A 21,190-nucleotide genomic window follows, 5' to 3' on the forward strand; every position below is an offset into this window, starting at 1 on the left:
TGCGCCCCCCACTACCGCGTAGAACTGCTTTGAACTGACGCAGTGTCGAGGGCTGGCCTGCCGATGCTGGCCCTTGCAAACACCTCCCGCAGGACATGCGCCGTCTTCTCCATTGCTGCGGTATCGAGCGCCGGGTCGACAAGGAAGGCCAGGCTCGTCTCGCCGAGTTCCCGTGCGACCGGCAATCTCTGCGCCGGGGTCATGCCGATGTCCGTAAAGGCCTTTTCCCGGTAGATTTCCGAGCAACTGCCGCTGAAGCATGCAACACCGGCGCCGTTGATCTCGGCAATGATCCGGTCCCTGTTCCAGTCGGGCCGCAGACGCTCCGGCCGCACGAATGTGTAGAACCGATACCAGGCGTGCTGAATTCCACGGGGCGGCAACGGCGTGCGCAAAGCCTCGATCTCCCCGGCCGCTCTGGCGATAATGGCCGCATTATGCGCTCTTATGCTGCGCCACTCCGCCAGACGCTGCAGCTGACGCGACCCCATGACCGCCTGGATCGACATCATGCGCCAGTTGGTGCCTATGGACTCGTGCAGCCAGCGGAAGCCGGGAGGATGCTCCCTGTTGTAAACGGTCTCGTAGGACTTGCCGTGGTCCTTCCGGCTCCAAGCTTTCTTCCAAAGCTCGTCGTCGTTCATTGCCACAAGCCCGCCCTCGCCTCCTGTAGTGATGATCTTGTCCTGACAGAAGGAGAAAGCCGCGACATCACCGAAACTGCCGACCGGCCGGCCGTCGATCTCGGCCCCGTGCGCCTGAGCGCAATCCTCTATCACCCAGAGACCCTTCTCGCGGGCGAGTGCCATGATGGCAGGCATGTCGCAGGGCCAGCCGGCCAGATGCACGACGACGACGCCCCTGGTTCTCGGCGTCAGCTTGGCCCTTATGGTTTCGGCGGTGATGTTCTGGCTGTCGCGATCGACATCGGCAAAAATGGCGACTCCGCCCGCCATCGGTACGGTGGAGGCCGAGGCGATGAAACTGCGCGGCGTCACGATGACCTCGTCGCCGGGCTCCAACCCAAGCGCGAAAAGCGCCAGATCCAGCGCCACCGTTCCATTGGCGAGAGCCACCGCATGCTTGACGCCCAGGAATTGCTCGTAGGCAGCCTCGAAGTTGCGTACGTGCGGACCCGTCCAGGCATTCACCTCGCCCGATCTGAGGATCGACACGACATCCTCGATCTGCTCCTCGTCGTACACCGGCCAGCGTCCCATCTGTCCCTCCAATTGAATTGGTCTTAAGGCAATGACTGAATGATCCGTCCGATGCCGCGTCGGCTAAACGACGTGACGGATCAGAACGAATCCTTCGGCCGCTTTCCGCATGACTGTCGCGCCGCGCAAGGTCGCCAGTGCTCTGAGAGTTGCGATCGAGCGTTCATGCGGCGGCTGGCGCACTTGCGAAGCAAACATCTCCATCGCGTCGAGCTTGGCCTCGATATGGTCGCTGATATCGACGAAGACATTCGGCACGAACGCCGGCGACAGATAGGGCGCGTTCCAGTTGGTCTCGGACAGGGTTTCGTAGGCGAGGATGAGCTTCGGGAACTCTGCCTGATGCGGCCGGCAGGCGACCAGCGCCGAGGTGAAGGTCAATTGATGGTCCATATGCATGTCCCCGACGAAGGGCAACAATACGGTCTGCGGAGCCAACCGGCGGACAAGCTCGAACAGGGCGGCATTGACGGTCGCATGCGCCGTTTCCGCGAGCTGCGCCGCCGGCAGCCGCAACCATATGGTTTCCTTCACGCCAAGGGCGCGATGCGCCTGCTTCGCTTCGGCCTGTATTCGGGCAGTTCCCTCCGGCTCGAAGGCGGGGGGCTTTCCCTCCGTCACGACGGCGACGAAGACCTCCTCGCCCTCCGTCGCCAGCCTCGCGATCGTCCCGCCTGCGCCGAGCACCTCGTCATCGGGATGCGGGGCGACGACCAGAGTGCGCCCGAAAGATATCTGCCCGCCACCCATGAAACCTCCTGATCAAAATATCTGGCGCCTTGGCGCGTGCGCATCCAGCGCATCACGCCTTCGGCATCTCTGCACCGAGGCGCCGCGAGAGAAACTCCTTGGCTTCCTGCAGGTGCCTCGCATGAACCCGCTCGCCGGTGACCAGCGTCTTCAACGTCAAAAGAAGAATCCGCGCATCGAGCCAGAGACTGGCATGTGCGACATACCAGAGATCGAGAGCGATCTTCTCCTCGTCCGAAAGCCGCGTATTGCCGTTCACCTGTGCCCAGCCGGTCATGCCCGGAGCGACGCGGCAGCGCATGCGGCCGAGTTCGCCGAAGCCTGAGATAGTCGCTAAGGGAAGCGGGCGCGGGCCTACCATCGACATGTCGCCGGAAAGCACCGCAATGAGTTGCGGCAGTTCGTCGACGCGCAGCCGCCGCAACAGCGCGGTAGACGCAGTCTGCCGCAACTCATCCGGCAGAAGCGTACCGTCGGGTGCGCGCGCATCCGTCATCGTGCGGAACTTGGCAACCGTGAAGACAAGCATCCCCGCACCGGCGCGCGCCTGAGTGAAGAACAGCGGCAAGCCCAGGCTCGCCCACACGACGGCCGCGGTGCCCGCCATCAGCGGCAGGCACAGTACGAAAAGGGTTCCGGCGAGCAGGGCGTCGAGAAAACGCTTGAGCCGGTAATATCCCAAAGAAGCGGGCAAACCGAGGCTGACGGCTGCAGGTTCTCTATAGGTTTTCAACTCGATATTCCCTTGGCGCGCGAGCGCGTAGAGCGTTTTTCGAAATCTCTGAAATTAAGTCTTACATTCCGGCAATAGCCACCATGAGAACGTCGCCCGGAACGAGTTCCGTCAGGGGCGATGCCTTTATGCTGATCGGCGTACCGCCAACCGGGTTTCGGCGAATCTCATAGGTGTATGAAACCTGCTTCTTCTTGGACTCGTCTTCGGCCACAGCGGCCATCAGGAGTATTTGCTCTTCGGCGGAATGCTTTCCGGCAATGAGCTTTTTGACAGCGATCTCACGCGCTTGAAGCTGAGTCAGGATGTCCTTCTCGCGGTCGGCTGCAAGCTTTGCCAGTTCCAGCTTCAACCCGCTCAGCTCCTGGCGCGAGCGCGCAAGCGTGGCGAAGGTCTGGAGAAGCTGCGCCTGCTCGGCCGAAGCATTGTTTTCCGCGCGGGACAGATCGCTTTCGGTGTTCAGCCCGCGCTTGCGCAAGGTAGCGATACGCTCCACGTCTTCCTTGCTGTTCTGGACCACGTCCTTTTGCTGCAGGATGAGTTGGTTCAGTATCTCTATTCCACCTTCGGACTGGGCGATGCCCTCCGTCAGTATCTGCGCTTGCGACTTGTTGGCCGCCAAGTCCGCCTTCAGGATCCTTTCCTCGAGTTCTATCACGCCAGCGAGCGGCACGCCGGTCACATAGTCCCTTGCGACCTCAGGCACATCGGCGAGATTGATCTTGTCGCTCGATTTCAACTGGGCCACGAGCCTGGCCGCATAGATGGCCTCGTGAACGATCTCGGCATTGGCGGCTTCGACCTCCGCGCGCAAGCGGGCGCGTGCGATGATCCGGTCGGACGCGCTCGCCGCAACCACCTGAATGCCTCCCGCAAGACCAATTGCCTGTTCGACCGTCAGCCCGCTGTAGAAGGGGAACGAGCCCGGAGTCTTGACCTCACCGAGAACGAAAATCGGCCGGAAAGTCGAAATATCGAGAGCAATTTTCGGATCGACGAGAACGTCGCGCCTGCGGTACTCGCCGCGAAGCCTCTCCAGAGCCTCCGGCACCGTGAGTCCGACGACTTTGACCCCGCCGATAAGCGGAAATTGCGCTTCGCCGGAACCGGAGATGGCCGCGGTGACCGGCAACTCGGCATCGTCGAGGAAATCGAAGGTCAGAACATCTCCGGTGTTCAGCCGGTAATCACCGGCCTGAGCGGGCATTGTCCCGATCAGCGGCAACGCAAGCACCCAGAAAACCATCAGCAGCAGGAACGCGCCAAGCTTCCAACGGGGCAAAATCGCCCCATAAACGGCCGGTGAAATCCCCATTCCACAGCCTCCAAAAAGCAATAAAAGAAAACTCTACCAAAAAATATTGGGCGACTATATTCTTCGACGCGCTGTCACGTCAAAGGTTTTTAAATATTCTCGGCCCTCCGCTGCCGAATTTGCTCCTTGAGCCATTCCTGTATGGGAATAAAATTTTTTAACGATTCAAGCTGTTACCCAAATTCATTGCATCTCTAGAGGAAGTTTGTCGGGGAAAGAACGGTTCACCTTGCATTAGACGCGGACAGCTCGTGAGCCTGCCGGAAAGGTTGTTCGCCGCCTCTTTCTCTGACGAAATTCACGCGAGTCTATGCGAGAAATCAAGTGGCCGACCCTGCCGTGAGCGGCGTACGACTGTCGGCTCCAGCAGAACATTTGCATATACTTATTGTGTTCCCTTCAACGACAGGCGGTTCCAGTGGCGTTCCGAAAGAAGCTCCTCAAAAAAATCGGCGGATTGCGGCAAATTCTCAGCCGAGAGAAAACGCTGCTGGAGCGCTTGCAGAGCATCGCGCACCTGCTCACCGGAAACATGCTGAGCTCGGTTATCGGTCTCATCGGCTTTGCCCTCACGGCCAGGGCACTCGGCCCGGCGGGCTACGGCATCCTCGCACTGTGCTTCTCCTATACGCGCGCTGTCGAGAGGATCGTAAGCTTTCAGTCGTGGCAACCGCTCATCAAGTATGGCGCGCATTCGCTCGCGGAAAACGCCGACGACGCGACTGAGCTTCGGTCCCTGCTCAAGTTCGGCCTGCTGCTCGATCTTTCCGCAGCACTTGCGGGGTGGCTGCTTGCCGTCCTGCTCATTCTGACGGCTGCGCCCTGGCTTGGTATATCGGAGGACGGAGCCAGCCTTGCCATCCTCTACTGCGCGGTCCTGCCGTTCCAGGTCTCCGGCATGCCGACCGCCGTTTTGCGCCTTTACGGGCGCTTCATGGCGATCGCCTACGGCCAGGTTATCACGAGCCTCCTGAGGGTCGCTCTTTGCACGATCGGCGTCGCCACCGGCGCCGGACTTTTAGAATTCACGCTGATATGGATGGCGTCGCAAATCACCGGGACGCTGGTCGTCCTCGTTCTCTCGCTGTTGGAATTGCATCGGCATGGCATTCTTTCGGGCCTGATGAGCGCTCCGCTTCGCGGCATTACGGCAAAATTTCCGGGGCTCTGGAAGTTCGCGATCTCGGCGAACCTCTCACTCACCATTCGTTCGAGCGCCAACGAACTCGACACGCTTCTCGTCGGCTACCTCGCCGATCCGACTTCCGCAGGCTTGTATCATATCGCCAAGCGCATTGGCCGGATCGCGCAGCAGGCTGGGGTGCAGGTCCAGGCGGTCCTCTATCCGGAGCTCGCCCGTGCCTGGGCTACCAAAGCGGTCGGCGCCTTCCATCGGGCGGTTGCGCAGATGCAGGGGCTCCTCCTCGCTTTCGGCCTGCTTCTCATCGGCGGCCTCTATCTTCTGATCGGGCCGCTGCTCACCTGGGCCGCCGGGCCGGATTTCGCGGCTGCGGGGCCCCTCGTCGTGGTGCAGTCAATCGCGGTCACCATGACCCTGTGCGGCGCCGTCATCCGCTCGGCACTTCTCGCAATGGGACGCGAAAACGAGATCCTGCGCAGCGTCACAATCGCCGCAATCGGCTTTCATGCGACCGCATTTGCCCTCATCCCGGCCATAGGCGCCATGGGAGCCAACGTCGCCCATATCGTCATGGCCTCCATCTGGCTGTCTACGATGATGCTGAGCTACCGCCGAACCCCGGCGGCCTGAGCCTTGAAACGCCAAAATTAAAGAAGCATCTTGCCTCCGGCATGTTTTTCTGTGAAATTCCTCTCCAGATTTTATTCATTTCAACTATTGCTAGGATTAACACTTAAACTGAGGTCATCTTTACCGGATTCTCGCGCAGATTCTGCTGCTTCGCCGCGGAACATCAACCTATACATTCACACAGACAGACGGCCGTAGCGACACCTCGTTCGCGCAACGATTTCGGAACTGTTGACCCAGCTGCCCCTTGGAAGGCGGCGCGCCGATCATTTCGGCGCAATTGCCTGCGAGGCGATCGACGAAAGGGCCACAGATGGAAATGCGGGATATCGACTTCCTGATCATCGGTGCGACGAAAAGCGCAACGACCTGGCTTCAGCAATCCCTGCAGCAGGACGCCGGAATATTCATGCCGGATCCCGAACTGCATTACTTCAGCCGTTATTACGACCGCGGCGACGAATGGTATCTCGAACATTTCGCAGGACAGGAACACCGGCGGCTGCGCGGTGAAAAATCAAACTCCTACATGGACCTGCCGGAAGCGGCAGAGAGAATAAAGGAAAAGCTGCCCCGGGCGCGGCTGATAGCGCAGCTTCGCAATCCGGTAGACCGGGCCTATTCCGACTACTGCATGCTTTACCGCCGCGCCGAAGTCGGGCGTGATATCGCCCAGTACCTCGACCCGCGACAAGGGGCCGGCGGACGCTTCCTGAACGGCGGCCTCTACTTCCAGCAGCTGCAGGGTTATCTCGACCGCTTCCCCGTGGATCAGCTTCTCGTGCTCCTCTACGAGGACCTGAAGGTCGATGCCGGCGCGCAGCTCGCCCGCGTCGGCAGCTTCCTCGGGGTCGAAACCGATGTGCCGGTGAAGCCGCTTGCAAAGAAGGTGAAGGACAAATCTGAACCGGTCGTCAGTCCCAACCTGCGCCGGCTCCTGCGCCCCTTGAAGCCTGTGGCTGCTCCGTTCCGGCAGAATGCCGGCTTCAAGAAGCTGCGATCGCTGATTGCCGGCGAGCTTCAATATGCGCCGCTCAGCCGTGACCTGCGCGAGCGGATGACGGACTACTTCGCGCCTGAAACGGAAAAGCTTGGCGCCCTCGTCGGAAGGGATCTGACGGACTGGCTCAGGAACAGAAGCATCGAGAAATGACATCCGGCCCGGCTGACCCGGGCCTCCAGACCTTTCAGCAGTTCCTTTGGGATCTAAGATATGACGTCTTCTGTCACACTTGATCTTCGGCAACCGGAAACGCCCACCATAAGCAGCGGCGCGCGACAGGCGGTCGTGTGTCTTCCATTCATCGGAGATCTGGTCGGCGGAAGCCACATGTCCTCGCTCGGCTTGATACGAAATCTCCCCAAGTCCCGTTTCGCACCGCTGGTCGTGCTGCATCATCCCGATGGGCCGGTCGCAGATCTGTTCCGCCGGGAAGGGATCGACTTCGTGGCCGCTCCGGTTGTGAACCGGCTGGAGCGGGCGGCTCCGCGCGACGGCGCCGCAGTCGTCAACGTCATGCGCACAGTTCCGGCCCTTGCACGATTCCTGAGAGCCAGCAATGCCTCGATCGTGCACACGAATGATGGCCGCACACATCTCATCTGGGGCCTTGCTGCCCGGGCCGCGGGTGCGAAGCACCTCTGGCACCACCGCGGCGACGCAACGTCGTTCGGACTGCGCCACGTCGCGCCCTGGCTTCCAAATCGGCTGGTGGCCGTATCGAAATTCGCATCTCCCCGGCCCGGGTTTTTCTCGGCCGCGGGCAAATGCAGCGTCGTTCACAGTCCCTTCGACGTCAGCAAAATGGCGGGATACGAACGCGAAGAAGCCCGCCGCAACGTGCTCGACGCCATCGGGAGTTCGCCCGAGACGAAACTTCTCGGTTATGTCGGAACCCTGGTGGACCGCAAGCGGCCGGTCCTGTTCGTCGAAGCGGTCGCGGCCCTGAGGCGGCTGTCGCCCCAGACCAAGGTTGCGGGCCTGTTTTTCGGCAACGCGCTCAACGGGCTCGACGATGCTGCGAGATCGCGCGCCGAGGCGCTTGGGGTTACCGATTGCATTCATTTCATGGGATTTCGTTACCCGGGCGAGCCCTGGATCGCAGGACTGGACGCTCTCCTGGTAACGGCTGTGAACGAACCGCTCGGAAGAACCCTTGTCGAAGCGATGCTGCTCGGCACACCGGTCGTCGCGAGCGACTCCGGTGGAAATCCGGAGGTGGTCGAAAATGGCCGGACCGGCATGCTCGTTCGCGCGGACGACCCGGATGAGTTCGCCAGGGCCTGCCTGACGCTGTTCGGCGATGCTGAACTTCGCGGTCGCATCGTGGAAACGGCGCGCAGCGAAGTACGCACCCGTTTCAGTTACGAGCGCCACCTAGATGCGATTACGTCGATCTACGACGAACTGATAGGTGCGAGCCCGTGACGGGCACCCCGATAAACGGCGTGAGGCGGTCGTGTCAGAGACAGATATGACAACGGCACATCAACTTCATTTTGGTAGCCAGCCCAACAGAGTGAATCTCCGCCTTGCGGCGATCGAACGCAGCATCGCCTATTTGGCCGTTTTTCTGGCGCCCTACGCCACATTACGGTTTTCCGAACTCTTCTTCACATTCAGCGATTTCTTTTTTTGCGTCAGCCTGTTTCTTCTTTTGATCACCGGGCGGATCAGGAGCAGACCGCTCGAACAGACGACGTCGATTTGGATCTTCGCCTTCACCCTGTTGTTCGTCGGCATGATGCTTGGCAGCCTGTTCCACGGCAGTCCTCAGCGAGGGCTGATCGTGATGGCGCAATATCTCTTCGCCTATCTGATCCTGATGGTCATCCTCATCCGTGACGACCCGACGGAAGCCTATCGGCTCGCCGGCGTCTTCCTGGCCAGTGTCATTCTCATCGATATTCATGGGATCATCACGTTCTATACGGTGGGGTATGTGCCCGGCGAGGGCAAGGGCGTCGTGACTGGCGGCAAGCGCCTGGCCACCCTGTTGCGCAATCCCAACCTGGCCGCGGCGATAAACGCCCTGACGCTGCCGATTCTGCTGTTTTTCTGGTCCTCGGGCCGCGTAAAATCATATCTTGCCTTGCCGGCCCTCGCGATAGTCATCGTCACCGTCGTCCTGACAAGTTCGAACAGCGGGCTGTTTTCAACGTCGCTTTGCCTTGCCGTCTACATTGCCATGATCTCGACGCCGCGGCTGCTCCTGCGTCTGGCACTGGGAATGGCCATTGTCGTTGGCGGCGCGGCACTGTTCGGCAATAAGGAGATGCTGCCAAAGACATTCCAAACACGCGTTTTGGGCGCATTGTCTTCCGGTGACATATCCGAAGCCGGGACGTTTCTTTCGAGAGCCGCACTGATGGAGGAAGCGGTCCATATCATTTCAGAGGAACAGATAAAGCTCGTGGGGCTCGGTGCGGATCAATTCCGTGAGAGAAGCGTTCAAAGCGCTCCGGTTCACAACCTCTATCTTCTCCTCTGGGTCGAGGGCGGATTGCTCGCCCTCATCGGCTGGCTGATGTTTTCCGGTGTCGGCATGCTGCTGGGACTCGCGATCCTAAGGGTCGGCGGGGACAAACGCGCACTAGCGGCAGTGGTCACGACAGTCCTGGTATTTCTCGTGATAGCTTTGTTCAATCCGCATATGTATGCGAGATATTGGACCATGCCCATGCTGCTGTCTTTCGGAGTCGGTCTTACGCAGCTGCGTGGTGCGGTAACGGGTCAGGGTTCCCTTCCGGTCACCCGCGGTCATGATCGCCGGGAAGGTCGGCCCGGAGCGAACAGCCAAGATCGGCGAAATCGCCGACGCGATGAGGCCGAGGGAGCGTCGGGGAGACTGACGACCAAATGGGACGGCACTGACTACAACCAGGATTGACTGTTTCGCCGACATCGGCCACCCGCGAGGAGGCCGACCCCATCAGGTGGAACGGAGCGTTCGATCTTCCCGGAGGAGTTGTTGCTCCGGTGTTTCTTTCGACGGCAGTGGACAGGAATCCAATGACCCGAGCTCCGACCCCCAATGGGGGCACATGAGAACATGCAGGGCGCGGTTTTTGCTGGTCGAGCTGCAAAAACCGGGTTACTGTTGAGACTGCTCCCCGCGTTTTGATCGGAGCGCATTGACTTGGCCTCTGCGACTTAGTTTGGCCTCGGCCTGCCGAGGACACCGGTCAAAGAGGACATGCTTGTGCCGCCAAAGTAGATTTGGCGCCGTTGAACTAATTTATTGCACCTTACTCAACATTTTACTAAAGTAACGAAATACAGAAAATTTTTTGATATTTGCAGGTTTCCATGACGACATTCGTTCCCGATGGCGGCCTATCTGCCCGCGCTCATCACCGAGAAACTGTGGATTTCGCCCCTCAGCAGAGCGGGGCAACCGTCGGCCTTTTCGATCTCTGGGCCGTGGTCAAGCGGCGGTTCTGGCTTCTTGCTTTCATCATAATCGGCTGCACGCTACTATCTGCGATTGCATCATTCACGCTCCCCAAGTCCTACACGGCCAGTTCGGAAGTGGTGCTGGAGCGCAAAGATGTCCGACCCTTTGCCACCGATGCAGCTTTGACATCCATCGAGCGCGACCGGTCGGCGGCTGAAACAGAGATGGACGTCTTGCAGTCGCGGAAGTTCGCCGGCCGTATTGTGGACCGGTTGAACCTCATCGATCATCCCAACTTCAATCCGTATGCGCCAGGCGGGGAGAAGTCGGGCGCCCCGAGCGTCGTGGACCGCATCAAGGATCTCATCGGTATTCGCCGTGCCTCGACCTCCGACCAAGTCGTGCCGGATACAAGGACACAGCGGGATCACGCGATCTCCGCACTGCTGTCCCAGTTCCAGGTAAGCCGGACGGGCGAAAGCCTCGCCGTGCGGCTTGTTGTAACCAACCAGGACCCTAAGCTGGCCCAACAAATCGCGAACACGATTGCCACTCTCTATGTCGAAGCCTCGCTCGAATTCAAACAGGACGAGCGGGTCGCGGACAAGGAGCGCGCACTCAACACCGGCGGTGCAGTGGCTTTCCTTCGGCAAAGCATGACGCAGCCGCTTTTGATCACGTTGCGCAACGAAGAGGCCCGGCTGCTGCAGAGCAAGGCCGAACTCGCCGCCAAGTACGGCAAAAATCATCCTCAGATGATCGATGCGGAATCACAGATTGCCGGTATCCGCAGCATGATTGAGGATGAAGTCCAGCGTATTCTGTCCGACCTCGAAGCCGAGTCCCTGAAGCCCAGCGCGCGGATCGTGTCGACAGCGGAACTCCCCAATTCACCGTCGTTTCCCAAGCCCGGCCTTATCATTCCGGCGGCATTCGCCGGTTCCACGCTGCTGGCCTGCGTACTCGCGCTGTTGCTGGAGACAACCGACACACGTGTCCGCAGCGGACAACGAGTCGCGCAGCTGCTGCGTATCCCCAATCTCGGTTATGTACCGAAGGTACCGAAGCATCTAATCTCTCCGGGCGCAAAGCGATCCTCGTGCATTCCGGACTGGAGCAACTTCACCTCCGCCGAAGCGGAGCGGGCGGTTTACATGGCTTGCCGCTTTTCCGACGCGAAGCAACTGCGGCGCATTGTGATGGTAACCTCCTGTATTCACGATGTTGCAAACGCGTCGACGGCCTGGGGAATCGCAACGGCCGCAGCGGCGGACGGCCGCCCGACCGCCTTCGTGAATCTTGATTTCAATCGTCACAATGTTCCCTACCTGAAAGGCATGGAGCGTTCCCCGGAAACGATCGAACGCTACCTCAGGAATCAGGCGGTCATAGGCGAGGTCGTGCAGTCCATCCCGACCTTGCCCGGCTTTGGATTCATCGACGCGACGCACGTGATGACGGAACCATTCAGATCGCTGGACTCCGACAAGCTCTGTGAACTCATCATGGACCTGAAGCAAACCGGATATGACTTCATCGTGCTGCATGCTCCGCCGGTGCTCGCCTCCGGGGATGCAACGTGGCTGGCGCCTTTTGTCGACGGTGTGATTCTCATGGCCAATTGGGGCAAGGCGACTGAAGAGCAGCTGCTGGAAGCTGCCGCACAGCTCCGGATGAACCATGCGCATCTGATCGGTACGGTGATTAACCAGGTCAATCCCGATATCCATAGACGTCACCACTATGGCGGCTTCGTCATAACCTCCAAGCGTATCCCCGTCAGCCGCTGGCACCAAGTTCGCGGCAATGGAGCACTCCCGGAGCGTGGGGACGCAGACGTCAACACGCTTTACACTCCCGCAACCAGACCTTCGATCACGCGTCCGTCGAATGTCGCTTAGAGCGGTTCCAGGAGAAGTGCATAGCGGTTTGCCGTCCCCCGACTTGCGGTAAAGCAAACGGTCAGAGCATTTCCGCGATTCGGAGAAAAGCGGAAACGCTCCGGGCGCGTCAGTAAATGAAGCAATACAGGTGACGCCAGGGGCCGCTTCAATCGCGAACGGCCGGCATCCCGTCCGCGACATCTCCCGCCATGAAATGGAGAAACGCCTCGAGGTTTGTCCAGCCGTCGCCATCCTTGTCCTGAGGTCCATCGCCGGCATCTGTCGGGTCGGTGCCGTGCTCGACCTCCCAGTCATCTGAAATGCCGTCCATGTCGCTATCCCGGTAGGGCACTCCGGCATCGAGTTCCGGCCAACCGCCGACGTCCTCCGGATCGCTCGCAAGCAAACGTCCGCTGCGGTTCCTGACCGCCTCTATGATGCGGCGGTCGACGGCATCGCGCTGCGGCTTTGTGGCACCGGCACTTGCCAAAACGTCCTCGTAAGCAGTTTCAGGCGAGGTGGCGCGGATCGCCGGGGCAGCAAACGCTGTCGCCGAAACGAATCTCCTTTGCTCCTTCGCCAAAACGAGGCTCTCATCCTGCCCGGGGTCGGTCCGGTAGGGTTCGTCGTAATTGTCCTTCAGGTAAATCGCGTGACCGCGTCCGCTTTCTTCGAAGAGATGGACCATGTGGTCGTTTCGCAGCTTCTCCCCCGCGATCTTGTAGTTACCGACCACATTGGCCTGAATACGCGCCCATTCATCGCCGAGGCTCAGGACATATTGCCACTTAGGCGAGAAAAACACGTTGTTCACGATATCCGCGACCGCGCCGGGAATTTTCATTTTGATCAGCGGATTTCTGAACTGGCCGAAAGCAAAGAGGGAGTGATGGACCGAGACGTTGCCGCCTTTCGTGAACAACATGTTGCGTGCACGCTTGTCTTTCCCGGGGCCGCCCCGCAGGAGCGGTTCGCTCGCGATACCCCACTGCCAGGTAAAATTGCTCGCATCTTCCGAATCGATCGTCTCATCCGATCCCCAGCTGGCGGAGATATGATCAAGCATGATGTCTCTCGCCGCCTCGGAGTACATTCCAAGCCCTCCGGAACAACAAGCCTTCACGGCATGCGGCCCGGGGCGAAGACGAATGTGCCTGATGATCACGTCATTGGTCACGATTTCTATCGAAGGACGAATCTGCGTCTCGCCGTTCCGGATGGCGATCCCGCCCCCCGGCGCCGTTTCTCCCGCAATTGTCAGGAATGGATTACGAACGACGAGCGATCTTTCGCGAAGAACAATGGTGCCCCCTGTACGCAGGATACAAACGCGCGGTCCGGACGCTTCGATGCACGCGCGCAGGGAGCCCGGCCCTTCCTCATTCGTGTTGACGACGTAGATTGCCTTGCCCCCTCGTCCGCCGAGAGAGCCGGCGCCGAAGCCCTCGGCCGTGGGAAAGGCGCGTTGTCTGCCGTCGGGCAGCTTGGGTGGAAGAGGCTCGGCCAGAGCTTCGCGCGAGATGCCGGCCCATGGTCCGCAGAGCAAGCCCGCCAAGATCAGGCAACGGGCTATCGTGGAACCCAGTGCTCTTACATCATGCGACTGAAAGATCACCGTCATGCTCTCGCGCCGCCAGGCCGAAACTGAAACGCTTTGATTGCCGAAGCATCCGGCTGCGGCAGTATTCTCGAATGCTGCTGAAAGCACCATGCGAAGCCACGGCCAAGCCGCGCCATAGCGGGACCCTCGAGGTTCTTGCGAAAGCGCCCGACGAACATAACAGAACCCCCCGCAGAGATACGGCACCGACTTCACAGATAGCCGTAGCGTCGGAGCATCCAGCCGCCCAGCCGCCGAAAGGAAACCTGCTGACCGGCCGGCATCCGCGTTCGCCAGGCCTCGTCCTTGTTGAGCGCGATCGATGCGTTCATGCGCAGCCGGTTGCCTGCCACCTGATGTCCCGGCCCCATCGCCTCGCCATTGCGCAGCGATGTGCCTATCCGGCTCAAATCGAGCTCGAGGAACGCGCCGATTTTCTGCATCACAGTGACAGGATCGGATGCGAAATCCTCGTATCTGACACGCATGACCCTCTCGGGGCCCAATTTCCGCGAGAGATACTCCACCGCAAGATTGACCATGCTCCATCGCACGGCTGTTCTGAAGACCGACTTCGGCTTGATTTCCTTCTGCAGGCCCGATTTGGCGTCGCGCTCATAGCCCTTCAGCAAGGACCAAGCTACACCGCGCCCGTCGCGCACCAGATGAATGACCCGCATATCGATCCCGGGGATCTGCGCAACGGCCATCGCTCTCCCCGGCAGCTTCGAAGAATCGACGATCATTTGCCGGCCCGAACAGGCCTGCATCGCGCTGAACAAGCGTTTCGTATGAAGCGTGTAAAGCGAAAATCGTTTCCCGAGACCGAAGCCGCTGAGCAATCTCGTCAACATCGAAAGCCCTTCGAACTTTTGCTGGAGGGCGCAATACTCCTCCATCAGCCCGGACTCCTGGCCAATGGACCACTCCTGGAGAACCGAGTTCCAGAAGGAACAGTCGCGAATAGCATTGCCGCATGCACAATATTCGTTGTGACGCCACACGTGCCGTGTGAGCGAGGTTATCTCTCCCGCTCCCATCACGGCGGCATGCTGTCCTAACGCAATGTCCAGGATGGTCGACCCGCTGCGTCCGTAACCTGCGATATATGCGATGCGAACTGGTTGCGAGGACATCATAAAGCCTTTCTAGAGGTTTGATTTCGGCTCCGGAAAACGGTGACATTCCGGTTCGGGCGCGTCGGGCTCGCTTCACGGTGCCCGGAAGTCCAGCAGAAGCTTTTCGATCTCCGATCCGCCACCGACCCGCTCCAGCGCGGCGAAGGAACCGTCCTCCTTCAATTCGAACAAGGTTCCGGCGTTCTCCTGTGCGCGGTTCGTACGGGTCACCACGACCAAGGCGCCCGGGCCGCGAAGATAGGAGTGGATGTTCTCGATTGCCGTCCGGATCTGGTCCGGCGAAAAGTAGTTCGTATTCAAAATATTTGCGGCTCTCACAAAATCGAACCGCCCGGCCAGGTGCGCCGACCGGCTCATGATATCGTCTTCGACGAAGTTTATTTTGCCGTTGTCAGCCAATGATCGTGTGATCATTTGCACCTGCCTGCTCTTGCCGGCCCGCACTCGGGCGCGCAGACGCGGTTGCAACAGCACTCGCGCCAACAGGAGCGGCGCGAATGCCAGCGTCACATAATCCAGCCTTCTGATCCAGGGACGAACGATGATGCCGCTCAGATCATATTGTAGCGGCCATCCTTCCGGGTCGCAGAAGACGGTGATCCCAGGAGCAAATTCGACGATGTGGGCCTCTACGAAGAGATCAGTTGCCGTAATGCGGACCGTGGCGCCGCAACTTTCGAGGAACCTGGCCAGTTCCACCGTCGTCAAGCCGGTGGAAACACCCACATCCATGACCTGTTGGAGAGAAGCCGCGCGCTCGGCAATGAAGGGCCGAAACGCGACCTCCAATTCCCGAAATCGAGACGGCTGGGTCAGCTTGAAGGTGCCGTTGCGCATCTTCAATCTGGCAAAGAAGGCTGATTCCGATACCAGGTCGATCGTGTTGGCAGTCAACGAATAAAATTCTTTCGCACTTACGGTCATGGCGCAACAACCCGTTTCCATTCAACCAAAAGTGAACATCTTCGGAACCTGAAATACCGTTCCGTTGCAGGGGCCGGTGTCGCCCCTCCTGAAAATCCGCCACCAGGGTGGCGACGTTCTATGCGTTTCGAGTATTCAAAAAATCTTATCTAATGCGCGGGATTCCTGCTGGCTTTCACCCGCTCCGGCAAGAGGTATCATAATTTCCGAGGCGCAGCAATTTGCAACGTTAGCTGGTGTTCGGCAATGGCCATTTTGGACGAAACTCGAGTTGCAGCTCGTGGATCACGATGATCGTCGTTCGGGCCGCACCAAAATCCTAAACGCGATCGGCTCCGAAAAGCGCGATGCAGGCGCAAACTTGCACGCATTTCCTCATCCGCTCTGGACTTCCGCACCGTAGTTGTGTTCGATAGGCCGATATTGTTCTTGTATTTTTATGCCGTCGGCTCGACGGCCGTCAGTCATTTCATAATCAGCTTTGTGGTGTGACCATGCGTATCGTATTCGTCGGCGCCGTCGAAAGTTCCAAGATCGCCTTGGAAGCGCTCATAAGGGCGAAGCGCACTCCGGTGCTGGTGATAACGCTGCCACCGGAAGCAGCGGGGCGCCATGCCGACTTTGTGGACCTCGGAGAGCTCGCGCGAGCCGCCGGGACCGCGATCCATTACACGACGGACATCAATGCCCCTGAGACGCTGGAGGCCGCAGCAGCGGCTGCCCCGGATCTCTCGCTCGTCATCGGCTGGTCGCAAGTCTGCCGGCAGCCGTTCCGGGAAATCGCGCGCGAGGGCACCGTCGGCTTTCATCCGGCAGCCTTGCCGCGCCTGCGGGGTCGCGGTGTCATTCCCTGGACCATCCTGCGGGGTGAGGAGAAAACAGGCTCGACCCTTTTCTGGCTGGACGACGGGGTCGATTCCGGACCGATTCTATTACAACGGCAATTTCGCCTTGTTCCCGACGAAACTGCGCGCAGCCTTTATACAAAGCACACTGAAAATCTCGCTGAGATGGTCGTCGAGGCCGCGGCCCAAGTCGAGGCGGGAAACGCCGCGCGCATTGTACAGGACCAGACGAAGGCGAGTTATTGCGCAAAGCGCACGGCGGAGGACGGCTTGATCGATTGGCGTCAGCCCGCCGCGTCCGTATTGCGCCTGATCCGCGCGGTCGGTGCCCCCTATCCGGGTGCCTTCACATTCTGCAACGGTCAGAAAATTCGCATCGATGCCGCAATCCCGGTCGAGAACTCCGGGCAATATATCGGGTTGACGGGCCAGATTCAGGCCGATACCAAACGAGGATTCATCGTGCTGTGCGGCGACGGGGAATGCATTGAAGCGCTCGCCTGGGAATGGGCCTCGGAAAGACGGCCTCCAACCCACGCCAAGCTCGGCGGAACGATCTTGGACGAGGCCCGGCGACCCGCGACGACCGTATCTCGGCCGGGAATCGACCCTGCTGCAGACCAAAGTCAAACGTCCCGAAATACATAAGAAAAGTAGAAAAACGATAATCGACACAATACTCGAAACCTGTTTACAACCCGTTAAAGACGTGCTTTTTTATTAACGTACTTGAATATGACAAGGAATTTTGCGCCGCGATCAAACCGATCGCGTGTGCGCCTATTTTTGTTGAACTCAATTTATCCAGCCTTTCGAGCAAGTCGAAGAGACAAACTTACAGACGCACTGTTCTTGCCCACCATAAGAGCTTTGGGGTCGTGCGTTCGTCGTTCGGCGGAACGATAGGGCTTATAAATATTAGGAAGGGGCCGTCATGCAGCGTATACACGCCGCCGCGAAGGCAGTTCGTAATCATTTCCTGATGTTGCCGTCTATGTTGGGAGGGGAGAGGAGCAGCAGAGCACCGGCCGGAATGTTTTGGGCGATCAGCGGAGCCGCCCTTGATATCGGCTTCAGAAGGATAAGGGGAGCGGTCCGCAGCGTTCAGAAATATCCTGCCCTCTATCTTACCGACCTGGCATCGGTCGGCGTCGCACTCGCCGTGGCATTGTTGCTGCGCTACGGCATTGCAGAACTTTCTGCACGCCCGGGCACCGCTTCGGTGCTGCTCTGGTCCGGCGCGCAATACCTCGTCATATGCGCGGTCGTCTTCCCGCTTTCCGGCCTTTACAGCCGGAATTGGAGATATGGCTCCATTTCCGACCTTTTCATCATCCTGCGGGCAGTGTTGCTGACCTCCTTGCTTCTTGTCTCGCTGCTGTTTTTCTCGACGAGACTCACCGACATCCCCCGCACTGTCGTCCCGATGCAGTCCCTCCTGCTCATCGCCTTCCTCGCAGCTGCGCGGCTGAGCTTTCGCGCCGAGGAATTCGCGCTGAGAAGGCCCATTTTCAAGTCCGGGCGCAACAAGGACGAACAAGGCGACAATAATCGAATTCCGCTGCTTCTCGTCGGTGCGGGCGATGCAGCCGATCTTTACCTTCGGGCGCTCGCACGTGATCCCAACGCGACGTATACGCCCGTCGCTTGCCTGGACGGAAGCGAGGATCAGATCGGCATGAGCCTGCGCGGCGTGCCGATCGCCGGCCGTATTCAGGACTTCGAGCAGGTGGTTGCGGAGTTGCAGCAGCAGGGCAGACAGCCGCGCCACATCGTCTTCACGGAGGCCCCAGCAGGCTTCGGCGAGGAAGCATCCGACGACCTGTTGAGATCCGCCGAACGACTGGGCATTGCCGTTTCGCGCCTTTCCCAGATGACGGAGCTGAAGCGCGCCAAAGGCGACAACCCCTACGAGCTGCGCTCGATCGAACTGACCGATCTCCTGGAACGACCGCAGGCGGCCCTCGACCGGGAGGCTATCGGTCGGCTCGTTCGCGGCCGCAGGGTGCTCATCACTGGAGCCGGCGGCTCGATCGGCAGCGAGCTGACGACCCAGGTCGCCGCCTGCGATCCGGCGGAGATCGTCATGATCGACAACACCGAATACAATCTTTACGCGATCGACATGACGCTTACCGAAAGCTTCCCGGAGGTCCCGCGTTGGAGCTATCTTTGCAGTGTCCGGCGCAGTCAGCGCGTGGAAGAGATATTCGAGCGGCACCGGCCTGAACTCGTCTTTCATGCCGCGGCTCTGAAACATGTGCCCATGGTGCAGATGAATCCCTGCGAGGGCGTGCTCACCAACGTCGTCGGCACAATGAACGTCGCGAATGCGGCTAAGAAATACGGCACGCTCGCAATGGTCCAGGTGTCGACCGACAAGGTCGTCAACTCGACCAGCGTCATGGGCGCGACGAAGCGTCTTGCCGAGCTCTACTGCCAGGCGCTCGACCTGAACGGCCTCGAAACGGGTCTGGGCCCGCGCTTCATGACGGTCCGCTTCGGCAACGTGCTCGGTTCCAGTGGTTCGCTGATCCCGCTCTTCAAACGGCAATTGGCTCGCGGCGGTCCGCTGACCGTGACCGACGCGAATATGACGCGCTTCTTCATGACGATCCGAGAAGCGGTGGAACTCACCCTGCAGGCCTCCGCCTATGGCTTTGAGAAGCAGCTCGGTCAGGGCGAAATCTTCGTTCTGGACATGGGCGAGCCGATCAAGATCATCGATATCGCCCGCAGGATGATCCGGCTTGCCGGCTTCACCCCGGACCGGGAGATCGAAATCAAGATCATCGGCTGCCGACCGGGCGAAAAGCTCTTCGAGGAGCTTTTCGACGAAACCGACAAGCGCATAGATTCGCCGGTGCCGGGCGTTCTCGGCGCAGTCCCCGAGCCCATACCCCTGCCGACGCTGAGGGACGCTTTCGCGCGCCTCCAGCGCCATTCGGAGCGGGGCAACGAGGCCGCAGTCGTTGCGGTCATGCGCGAGTTGCTGCCGCGATATGAGCATGAGGCCGAACACACGCGGGCGGCCGCCAGCAAGCGCACGCCGTCACGAGCCAAGAGCCGCGTCAAGGCCAAGGCGGGCAAGTCAGGATCCGGCTATGGCGCGGAGCTCCGCTTGCCCGGGAGGTGAGGACGACGCGCACGATCGGTGCGCTCGCATCTGACGGCTGTCGCGGCTAGGCAGACCGCCGATCGCAGGCCGCGTCGTGGCCAGATTTTGCGGCAGACGAGAAGAGTGTCCTGGCGCAGCCCGCATAGGCGGGCGACGCAGCAAGACGTTTGAATACCACCGCTCAGAGGTGGAGCCATCCGGGAGACGAGCAGTGAATCTTGTTGAAAAGACTTCTCGCACCAAGACCGAACACATCACGCAACGTCCGGCGAAACACAGCGGAGCGGTTTGCCCGTCTCGGCAGAAGCGAGTGATCGCCGTCGTCGCCAGCCTGACGGCATCTCTCGTGATCTTTCGGCTTGAACTGCTGAAGCGATTGGTCGCAGCCGGACACGACGTCATAGCCTTCGCCCCCGAACGCGACCCCCGGGTCGAGCAGGAGCTTGCGCGCATCGGGGTAGATTTCGTCCAGATCCCGATGGCGCGCACCGGCCTCAATCCCCTGGAGGACCTGCGGACGTTCTGGGCGCTGCGGCGACACTTCGCCCGCCTGAAGCCGGACATCATCCTTCCCTACACCATGAAGCCGATCATCTATGCCGGAATCGCGGCCAGGACGCTTGGAATAAAAGAGCGCTGCTTCCTCGTAACAGGCCTCGGACACATTTTTTCGGACGCCGCCGGGGGCTCACTCAAGGCGCGGGCCATCCGTCACCTCTGTGTTCGGCTGTACCGTGTGGCGCTGCGGGGTGCCCGCGTCGTCTTCGTTTATAACGACGCGGATGCGAACGACATTCGCCGCTACCGGATGCTGCGGGGCGATCTCTCGCCGACGATGATTTCCGGGTCAGGCGTCGATCTCGACCATTTCACCTTCTCCAAGCCGCCCCGCGGCGGGCCGACCTTCCTGATGGTCGCGCGACTGCTGCGCGACAAGGGCGTCGTCGAATATGTCGAAGCCGCGCGGATCGTGCGACGCGCTTTCCCGCATGCCAGATTTCAACTGCTCGGCCATTTCGACAGCAACCCGACGGCGATTTCCCGCGAGGAGATCGATGGCTGGGTGCGCGAGGGGATCCTCGACTATCTTGGCACGACAGTGGACGTAAGGCCGTATCTTGCGGCGTGCAACGTTTTCGTTCTGCCGTCCTATTACCGCGAAGGAATTCCGCGGAGCATTCTCGAGGCCCTGGCGACGGGACGGCCCGTGATCACGACCGATCTGCCGGGCTGCCGCGACACCGTGCGGCCGGGAGCCAACGGCATGGCCGTGAAACCGCGCGACGTCGCCGCACTCGCCGACGCGATGGCCTCCTTTGCGCAGGACCCGGACCTGGCAGAGAAAATGGGAAAGCGGTCGCGAGAGCTCGCGGAAACGACGTTTGACGTCCACATGATCAACGCAATGCTGTTCGCTGGCATGCATCTAGCCGATTGAAGAGGCTTTCATGGCGCCGCAGATCGGCCACCGAGAGCATCGCCGGAGCGGCAGACA

The 21,190-nt window shown here is 60.0% G+C and carries 13 protein-coding genes and 2 pseudogenes; 8 read left to right on the forward strand and 7 right to left on the reverse strand.

The window, feature by feature from the left end:
* Nucleotides 1–11: 11 nt before the first annotated feature.
* From SINAR_RS0103785 to SINAR_RS0103800, 4 genes are all read right to left on the reverse strand, one after another.
* Entirely contained in the window at nucleotides 12–1,220 is a 1,209-nt protein-coding gene (locus tag SINAR_RS0103785) for a DegT/DnrJ/EryC1/StrS aminotransferase family protein (RefSeq protein WP_027997821.1), read from the reverse strand.
* A gap of 63 nt (nucleotides 1,221–1,283) precedes the next feature.
* Nucleotides 1,284–1,970 carry a PIG-L deacetylase family protein gene (locus tag SINAR_RS0103790; RefSeq protein WP_027997822.1) on the reverse strand — a complete coding sequence of 229 codons (687 nt, stop codon included), beginning with the start codon at nucleotides 1,968–1,970 and terminating at the stop codon, nucleotides 1,284–1,286.
* A 52-nt stretch (nucleotides 1,971–2,022) separates the two neighbouring features.
* Nucleotides 2,023–2,703 carry a sugar transferase gene (locus SINAR_RS0103795; RefSeq protein WP_027997823.1) on the reverse strand — a complete coding sequence of 227 codons (681 nt, stop codon included), beginning with the start codon at nucleotides 2,701–2,703 and terminating at the stop codon, nucleotides 2,023–2,025.
* A 61-nt stretch (nucleotides 2,704–2,764) separates the two neighbouring features.
* A complete protein-coding gene (locus SINAR_RS0103800) occupies nucleotides 2,765–4,018 on the reverse strand; it encodes a polysaccharide biosynthesis/export family protein (protein WP_027997824.1) in 1,254 nt (417 codons plus the stop codon).
* A 418-nt stretch (nucleotides 4,019–4,436) separates the two neighbouring features.
* Here SINAR_RS0103800 and SINAR_RS0103805 point away from each other — a divergent pair, with 418 nt between their 5' ends.
* The 5 genes and pseudogenes from SINAR_RS0103805 (at nucleotide 4,437) to SINAR_RS0103825 (ending at nucleotide 12,087) form a co-directional block, all read left to right on the forward strand.
* Nucleotides 4,437–5,789 carry a lipopolysaccharide biosynthesis protein gene (locus SINAR_RS0103805; protein WP_027997825.1) on the forward strand — a complete coding sequence of 451 codons (1,353 nt, stop codon included), beginning with the start codon at nucleotides 4,437–4,439 and terminating at the stop codon, nucleotides 5,787–5,789.
* A gap of 313 nt (nucleotides 5,790–6,102) precedes the next feature.
* Nucleotides 6,103–6,942 carry a sulfotransferase domain-containing protein gene (locus SINAR_RS0103810; protein WP_027997826.1) on the forward strand — a complete coding sequence of 280 codons (840 nt, stop codon included), beginning with the start codon at nucleotides 6,103–6,105 and terminating at the stop codon, nucleotides 6,940–6,942.
* A gap of 60 nt (nucleotides 6,943–7,002) precedes the next feature.
* Nucleotides 7,003–8,217, forward strand: coding sequence for a glycosyltransferase family 4 protein (locus SINAR_RS0103815; protein ID WP_027997827.1), 1,215 nt, complete (start codon nucleotides 7,003–7,005; stop codon nucleotides 8,215–8,217).
* 31 nt (nucleotides 8,218–8,248) lie between these two features.
* A pseudogene (locus SINAR_RS01000000133030) lies at nucleotides 8,249–9,514 on the forward strand (O-antigen ligase family protein); the annotation flags it as partial.
* Between the two features lie 584 nt (nucleotides 9,515–10,098).
* Nucleotides 10,099–12,087 carry a polysaccharide biosynthesis tyrosine autokinase gene (locus SINAR_RS0103825; RefSeq protein WP_027997828.1) on the forward strand — a complete coding sequence of 663 codons (1,989 nt, stop codon included), beginning with the start codon at nucleotides 10,099–10,101 and terminating at the stop codon, nucleotides 12,085–12,087.
* 148 nt (nucleotides 12,088–12,235) lie between these two features.
* On the opposite strand, the gene SINAR_RS0103830 is transcribed toward SINAR_RS0103825, so the two are convergent.
* From SINAR_RS0103830 to SINAR_RS0103840, 3 genes are all read right to left on the reverse strand, one after another.
* Nucleotides 12,236–13,690 carry a thrombospondin type 3 repeat-containing protein gene (locus tag SINAR_RS0103830; RefSeq protein WP_027997829.1) on the reverse strand — a complete coding sequence of 485 codons (1,455 nt, stop codon included), beginning with the start codon at nucleotides 13,688–13,690 and terminating at the stop codon, nucleotides 12,236–12,238.
* A gap of 191 nt (nucleotides 13,691–13,881) precedes the next feature.
* Nucleotides 13,882–14,808, reverse strand: a complete 927-nt coding sequence (locus tag SINAR_RS0103835) for a sulfotransferase family protein (protein WP_027997830.1) — start codon at nucleotides 14,806–14,808, stop codon at nucleotides 13,882–13,884.
* 72 nt (nucleotides 14,809–14,880) lie between these two features.
* Nucleotides 14,881–15,753 (reverse strand): hypothetical protein, encoded by an 873-nt coding sequence (locus SINAR_RS0103840; protein WP_033056979.1) that lies wholly within the window; start codon nucleotides 15,751–15,753, stop codon nucleotides 14,881–14,883.
* Between the two features lie 473 nt (nucleotides 15,754–16,226).
* Between SINAR_RS0103840 and SINAR_RS01000000133035 the strand changes: the two are divergent.
* The 3 genes and pseudogenes from SINAR_RS01000000133035 to SINAR_RS0103855 all read left to right on the forward strand — a co-directional run.
* Nucleotides 16,227–17,147: pseudogene (locus tag SINAR_RS01000000133035) on the forward strand (methionyl-tRNA formyltransferase); the annotation flags it as partial.
* A 463-nt stretch (nucleotides 17,148–17,610) separates the two neighbouring features.
* The gene (locus SINAR_RS0103850) at nucleotides 17,611–19,713 is read left to right on the forward strand and encodes a polysaccharide biosynthesis protein (RefSeq protein ID WP_027997832.1); all 2,103 of its coding nucleotides are present in this window, start codon (nucleotides 17,611–17,613) and stop codon (nucleotides 19,711–19,713) included.
* Between the two features lie 193 nt (nucleotides 19,714–19,906).
* Nucleotides 19,907–21,133, forward strand: a complete 1,227-nt coding sequence (locus tag SINAR_RS0103855; protein ID WP_027997833.1) for a glycosyltransferase family 4 protein — start codon at nucleotides 19,907–19,909, stop codon at nucleotides 21,131–21,133.
* Nucleotides 21,134–21,190 lie beyond the last annotated feature (57 nt).

It is taken from the genome of Sinorhizobium arboris LMG 14919 (assembly GCF_000427465.1).
Classification (GTDB): Bacteria; Pseudomonadota; Alphaproteobacteria; order Rhizobiales; family Rhizobiaceae; genus Sinorhizobium; species Sinorhizobium arboris.